A 5,154-nucleotide genomic window follows, 5' to 3' on the forward strand; every position below is an offset into this window, starting at 1 on the left:
TGTCGAATTCAGGTGGAAATACCTCTAACAACTACCGTGCCAGAAGTGTCGTCTAGCTAGTTGATTTATGATTAGTCTGTTAATTGTGGATGATCAAAGCCTGATTTGCCAAGGGCTGAAAACAATGCTGGAGTTACAACCAGATTTGCAGGTAGTGGGGATTGCCAGCAATGGCGAGATGGCGATAGAGCAAGTCGCAGCCCTCCAGCCTAATTTGGTGCTAATGGATGTGCGAATGCCATTAATGGATGGGAGAGCTGCAACACGAATAATCTGCGAACGATTTCCTAATGTGAAAGTGCTGGTACTCAGCACGTTTGACGATGACCAGTATATTGTCGAGTCGATCCGGGCAGGTGCGAAAGGCTACCTCTTGAAAGATATGCCCGCAGACGAGTTAGTGCAAGCAATTCGGCTGGCGTGCCAGGGTTATGCTCAGTTGGCTCCGGGGTTGTTAGAAAAACTGATGAAGAATCCTTTGGGTATCGCTAAACCTAACGCTTCGCCAGAATTTGAGACGCTGACGAAGCGAGAGCAGCAGGTTTTGCAGTTTATTGGCAAAGGAGCCACAAATCGAGAAATCGCTGAACAGTTAGTAGTTGCTGAAGGTACTGTGAAGACTCATGTAACGCATTTGCTAAATCGCCTCGATTGCCGGAACCGCTCCCAATTAGCGATCATTGCTAATTCGATCTTTGAGATTAACTGAGCATTACTAACTAATGGTCTATGTCAGCTAACTGGCAGTATCAAATAAATATACACGTGTGGTTAAATGCTGTAGTTGCACAAAAATGAAAAGCAAATTTTCGTAAAGTGAAGGGGTTTGGGTCTGGATAATGAACTGCGGGAGAACGCAAATGCGGAATTTCCAAAGCCGCAAATTGCTCTTTCTAGCGACTCATCCACCTGCCACTGGGGTCAAATACCGATAGTTTACCCCTGATAGACTACCGTTTTTGCAGCAGATGGGTAGTCAAGGTCAGAGCATGAAGTTCCGCGCGAACAATAGCCAGGTTAATTGTTTCAGGAACAGTGGTTGTAAATTGCATTGCTTACGAGACAATCTAGCTTTTATGATAATAGTTATCATTCTATATAGGTAAGCTCAGACCAGCAAAATAATTCTGAAAATAGGGCATAGGGTACAAGAGGCTAACAGCTTGCTGTAGTAAAACCCCCGGATTCATACAGGGGATATAAGCGAATAGACAAATTTATTTGGCTGTCTTATCTGCCGTAAGTGCTTAGAGTTACTCAGAGAGCAACTACATAGTTGTAGATGTTTTAGCTTGGTGATTACTGTGTAACAGGTGTACCATTTAAAGTCATCATAGGATCGCGATCGCAAAGGCTAATATTAGCTTTCCAACGGGAGGGGAATTTTGGATCAATGAAAGTAACTTGAAATCTGCCCCAATGATAAGTAGGTTTACCATCTACCCCTTCTCTATAGGTATCGCAACGTACCGATGAAGACTTTTGTACCCAATAACCATTGTATGAACCTCGGTCATTAAACACTCCTGCTAAACCATCAATGAAGATTACTCCATCACGACCATAGCGCCACACGGCAGTTTTATTGCGATCTTCTTGATAAACCACTTTATATTCTTCCGTTGTCCAAACCTCATCTGCTAGAGCTTTTTGTGGTGCAGCAGTACCAATCAATAAGGCTAAGGTCAGGAAAACATGGTTCTTTTTCATAAAATTGACTTTGATCAATTCAAAATTTGACATGAATTACTAGGTTAATTTTCTCACAGTTTTATCTTTACTCTTCCCACTTCATCAGCGCCCCATCCACACATACCATACTCCACTGCGGAAACTTCGCCAGCAACTTCTTAATCACAATCTGCAAAGCCGGATCATCCCAACACTCCGCAAGAAACCCAAAATCAGGTTTTCCCCCAGCATTCCTGCCAGCTTCAGTTTTTCCATACGCAGAGGTCGCGTTTTTGAACGAATTGCGCTCATCGTTCTCACAGCGTCTTGAAGAGAAGACGTTGCCGTTGCCGAAGGCATCGCTTCACTTGACCATTTACAAGCACTGTGGGCAGGCGCAGTGGAATAATCTTTTATGAAGGTTTTGTGGTGCTTCGTTTCCATCAGAGATTTTATTTTAAGGTATTCGTCAAGTGTAGCTGTTCAACAATTTACAGAATTACTAAAAGTACATAATGCCAACTTTAAAGTTCTCAGTAAAAATTTCTAGTGGCATTTATAAAATTCAGTTTAACATAAGCTTTTATATGAGTTTTTATATGAGCTTTCGAGTATTGCAGATATCCAATTTTAGTGTAAGGGTTGTTTTAATGTGCGGTTAAATGACAACTTAAAATGTTCACAGAGTAAAACTGTAAAAGTACTTTTTATAAAAATAAATAATTGCTATTGAATCCTGAAAGCAAGGCTGAATAAGGATAAAACGAGTTTTTAACTAAAAACTTTAGATTTGCTTAAGCGAAATATTATTGTAATTATACTGATACTGCTATATTCAGTCTGGAATTCCTCTCTGTACATTTGTAGCTTTGTATAAAAGCTACCTAGGCTAACCATTATGCATATTAGTGATTGTGAGGCCTGTGAATAAGAGGAGCAGAAAGAAGCCCTCGAACGTTTTCTATAACTGCATACTTGGGACGAATTTTAGTAATTAAGTTTATAAATGTAAAAAAAACGTTTCCCCGCTCATCATTAAAGCTAGAGCGTTTACCAGCAGTACTAAAAGCTTGGCAAGGTGGGCCACCTACAATTAAATCTACATCCTCGAAACTAGATAAACCAGATATTTCTAAAATTTGCTCTGCACTATAATTACGTATGTCTCCAATAAGTGGACAATCTGGTTTATTAGTTTTAATTGTCAGTCGAACATCCTTATCTATATTCTGATGCAAGAACAATATGTATACCTTCCTGCTCTAAACCTAAATCCAACCCCATTGCCCCATTAAAGAAGCTCAAAGCTCTCATTGAACTTATCCCACTAATAAAATCCTTTGAATCCATATATGAATAGTTGCAAGGTCAATCAAGGAATCAAAATATACTGTTTGACGTTCCCATCGGACGACTAAACGACGATATTTACGTTGATACCAGGCAAAACAACGTTCCTGCTGAAACCCGGGAACAGAAATTTTGATTGGTCTACCTCTATTTTTCTTCGTTTTCCAAACTCGTTTGGGGATTTGAGGTCTAATTCCTCGTTTGCATAAAGCAGCGCGTTTATCCTTTGAATCGTAACCTTTATCAGTCGCTAACACCTTCACTCTCTTACGCGGTCTACCAGGCTTTAAAGTTTTAAGTTTGACTTGATCTAGCAGTGGTAATACCTGCTCTGTTTCATTTGCGTTGGCTGGAGTTGTACAGTTAGCTAAAGGCATTCCATTTCCCTCTGTAAGTGTATGAATTAACACTCCATTTCCCTTACCGCCATAAGCAACGTCTTCACTTCCTCCCTTTCCAGGAGGAAAAAGAGCCATCAACAGCCCCAAAGTCCCAATTTATCAAACCTTTCTCATCAGCGATCGCAAGAACACGCGCCTGTATATATTCAAACGTTCCATCCTCCCGCCATTGCTTTAACCATCTGTGCGAAGCGCTTTTTGAAGCCCATATATCTCCCTTTGGGATGTCACACCATCGACATCCAGTAATCAAGATGTATAAAAGACTGTTTAGCAGATAGCGGTAAGGTGTATGAGGCATTCCTTTACCACATTTTTCTGGTTCTGGAGGAAATATATCTTCAAACAATTTCCATTCCAGATCGCTTAACCCCTCGAAACGTCCTGCCATCGCTTGATACACCCTTCTCAATTCAGAAATAGGTTATCATATTTGGGGATTAGTGGGATAGGTTCAAGAAGAAAGAGTCGCTACAACGGGCAACGAAATCATGGCTCAGATTGCCCAGGAGTGTGAAAAATACGGTTTTGAAGTATTGGACGATGGTATCTACCACCACGAAGTGAACCTTGGTCAAGCAAGCTGCACCGACGGCAGATGGAGGGTTATTCGGGCTTCGTCAGAACATCAACAAAAAGTCCCATGTGACTCTGCGATGGATGCGGTGTGGTCGTTGTCGATGCTTCAACCTGTATCTTGTGAGGACTTGTTAGACCGACCATTCGAGACGCTAACGGTTGAAAAATGGCGGAGGTTGGTGGAGTATGAGCCAGAGTCGGAAAGTCGGGAGTTAGTAACAGCGTAATCGTTAGTCATCAGTGAGCGCTTTTGTTTCGACAAGAGCGCTGTTTTTATTCAACCAAACAGATGAAATTATGAAACTCAGCTATAACCAAAAAATAGGAAAATTTGTTGTCTCTGAACTGGGACGCATTCTTGACTCGGATATTGATTTAGATGCTCTAGCTACGAGATATGGTTTTATCGCTCCTTCGGTTAAGGACGAAATGACGGACGAGGAAGCGCAAGAGATGGTCGATGATTTCTTGAAGTGCGAGTAATCAACTACAGAAACTACTTATGCTACACTAATGTGACAGTGAAAGTTACAGACAGGAATTGCAACCATGACAAATACTGCTGCAAAAACCGCCGAGGAATTGATTGCAGACTTAGAACGATACACAGGTTCAGAAGTCGTTTACAGGCGCTCTTTAGGTATGCTCCGCTACACAGAGAAAGTGAAATATTTAGCCCAAGCAACCCAGTGCTACTGGTTGCTGGATGCGATTGGCTCTTATCAGCATCGGCTTCAGTCTAATCCTAGGCTGCAAGAATTTCAGGTGTGGCGTTTAGTGGTGGAGAATGAGTCAGGGGTGCTGATATGTGAAGAAGACACAGATATTGAGGTACTACGCCAGAAAATTCCATACACTGATTTTCCGTTGACAGAAATCACGCTATATCTGACACAGAAGGTGTTGATGCTACCGAGTGAATATTGAGAATGAAATAAAAACAAAGGTGATCGCACAGATTCAAATCTAATTGCGATCCATTACATCGCTACGCTTGAGAGCGATGAGTTATTTCAAGGAGGACAGTCAGGGCGAACGCATCTTATTTACTAATAAAAACTAAAAAAGATTTGAAAATGACATAGATAATCCTACAAGTTGCTACAACTATAAATAAAACAAATCCCTAACCTTTCAACAATAGAGATTAGCT

The 5,154-nt window shown here is 41.2% G+C and carries 8 protein-coding genes and 1 pseudogene; 4 read left to right on the forward strand and 5 right to left on the reverse strand.

Going from position 1 to position 5,154, the window contains the following annotated elements:
- The first annotated feature begins 67 nt into the window (after nucleotides 1–67).
- Nucleotides 68–709: a response regulator transcription factor gene (locus tag FNW02_RS37220; RefSeq protein WP_191762479.1), complete on the forward strand. Its 642-nt coding sequence runs from the start codon at nucleotides 68–70 to the stop codon at nucleotides 707–709.
- A 91-nt stretch (nucleotides 710–800) separates the two neighbouring features.
- On the opposite strand, the pseudogene FNW02_RS37225 reads toward FNW02_RS37220, so the two are convergent.
- From FNW02_RS37225 to FNW02_RS37245, 5 genes and pseudogenes are all read right to left on the reverse strand, one after another.
- Nucleotides 801–1,052: pseudogene (locus tag FNW02_RS37225) on the reverse strand (FAD-dependent oxidoreductase); the annotation flags it as partial.
- A 247-nt stretch (nucleotides 1,053–1,299) separates the two neighbouring features.
- Entirely contained in the window at nucleotides 1,300–1,710 is a 411-nt protein-coding gene (locus tag FNW02_RS37230) for a hypothetical protein (protein WP_191762480.1), read from the reverse strand.
- 866 nt (nucleotides 1,711–2,576) lie between these two features.
- Nucleotides 2,577–2,915, reverse strand: a complete 339-nt coding sequence (locus FNW02_RS37235; protein WP_348535522.1) for a DNA cytosine methyltransferase — start codon at nucleotides 2,913–2,915, stop codon at nucleotides 2,577–2,579.
- Nucleotides 2,916–2,990: 75 nt separating this feature from the next.
- Nucleotides 2,991–3,497, reverse strand: a complete 507-nt coding sequence (locus FNW02_RS37240; RefSeq protein WP_191762481.1) for a transposase — start codon at nucleotides 3,495–3,497, stop codon at nucleotides 2,991–2,993.
- Nucleotides 3,463–3,813 carry a transposase gene (locus tag FNW02_RS37245; RefSeq protein WP_191762482.1) on the reverse strand — a complete coding sequence of 117 codons (351 nt, stop codon included), beginning with the start codon at nucleotides 3,811–3,813 and terminating at the stop codon, nucleotides 3,463–3,465. Before FNW02_RS37245 ends, FNW02_RS37240 begins: the two co-directional genes overlap by 35 nt.
- A gap of 100 nt (nucleotides 3,814–3,913) precedes the next feature.
- On the opposite strand from FNW02_RS37245, the gene FNW02_RS37250 reads away from it, so the two are divergent.
- From FNW02_RS37250 to FNW02_RS37260, 3 genes are all read left to right on the forward strand, one after another.
- Complete coding sequence (locus FNW02_RS37250) at nucleotides 3,914–4,228, forward strand: hypothetical protein (RefSeq protein ID WP_191762483.1); 315 nt, start codon at nucleotides 3,914–3,916, stop codon at nucleotides 4,226–4,228.
- Nucleotides 4,229–4,241: 13 nt separating this feature from the next.
- Nucleotides 4,242–4,484: a hypothetical protein gene (locus FNW02_RS37255; protein ID WP_191762484.1), complete on the forward strand. Its 243-nt coding sequence runs from the start codon at nucleotides 4,242–4,244 to the stop codon at nucleotides 4,482–4,484.
- 66 nt (nucleotides 4,485–4,550) lie between these two features.
- On the forward strand, nucleotides 4,551–4,928 hold the full coding sequence (locus FNW02_RS37260) for a DUF6876 family protein (RefSeq protein ID WP_191762485.1): 378 nt from the start codon (nucleotides 4,551–4,553) through the stop codon (nucleotides 4,926–4,928).
- Nucleotides 4,929–5,154: the final 226 nt, after the last annotated feature.

Origin of the sequence: Komarekiella delphini-convector SJRDD-AB1 (assembly GCF_014831675.1) — a bacterium.
Lineage (GTDB): Bacteria > Cyanobacteriota > Cyanobacteriia > Cyanobacteriales > Nostocaceae > Komarekiella.

Coding starts and splice junctions, on each gene's coding strand:
- FNW02_RS37220 (WP_191762479.1), top strand. CDS start 68: ATGATTAGTCTGTTAATTGTGGATGATCAAAGCCTGATTTGCCAAGGG.
- FNW02_RS37230 (WP_191762480.1), bottom strand. CDS start 1,710: ATGAAAAAGAACCATGTTTTCCTGACCTTAGCCTTATTGATTGGTACT.
- FNW02_RS37240 (WP_191762481.1), bottom strand. CDS start 3,497: ATGGCTCTTTTTCCTCCTGGAAAGGGAGGAAGTGAAGACGTTGCTTAT.
- FNW02_RS37245 (WP_191762482.1), bottom strand. CDS start 3,813: ATGGCAGGACGTTTCGAGGGGTTAAGCGATCTGGAATGGAAATTGTTT.
- FNW02_RS37250 (WP_191762483.1), top strand. CDS start 3,914: ATGGCTCAGATTGCCCAGGAGTGTGAAAAATACGGTTTTGAAGTATTG.
- FNW02_RS37260 (WP_191762485.1), top strand. CDS start 4,551: ATGACAAATACTGCTGCAAAAACCGCCGAGGAATTGATTGCAGACTTA.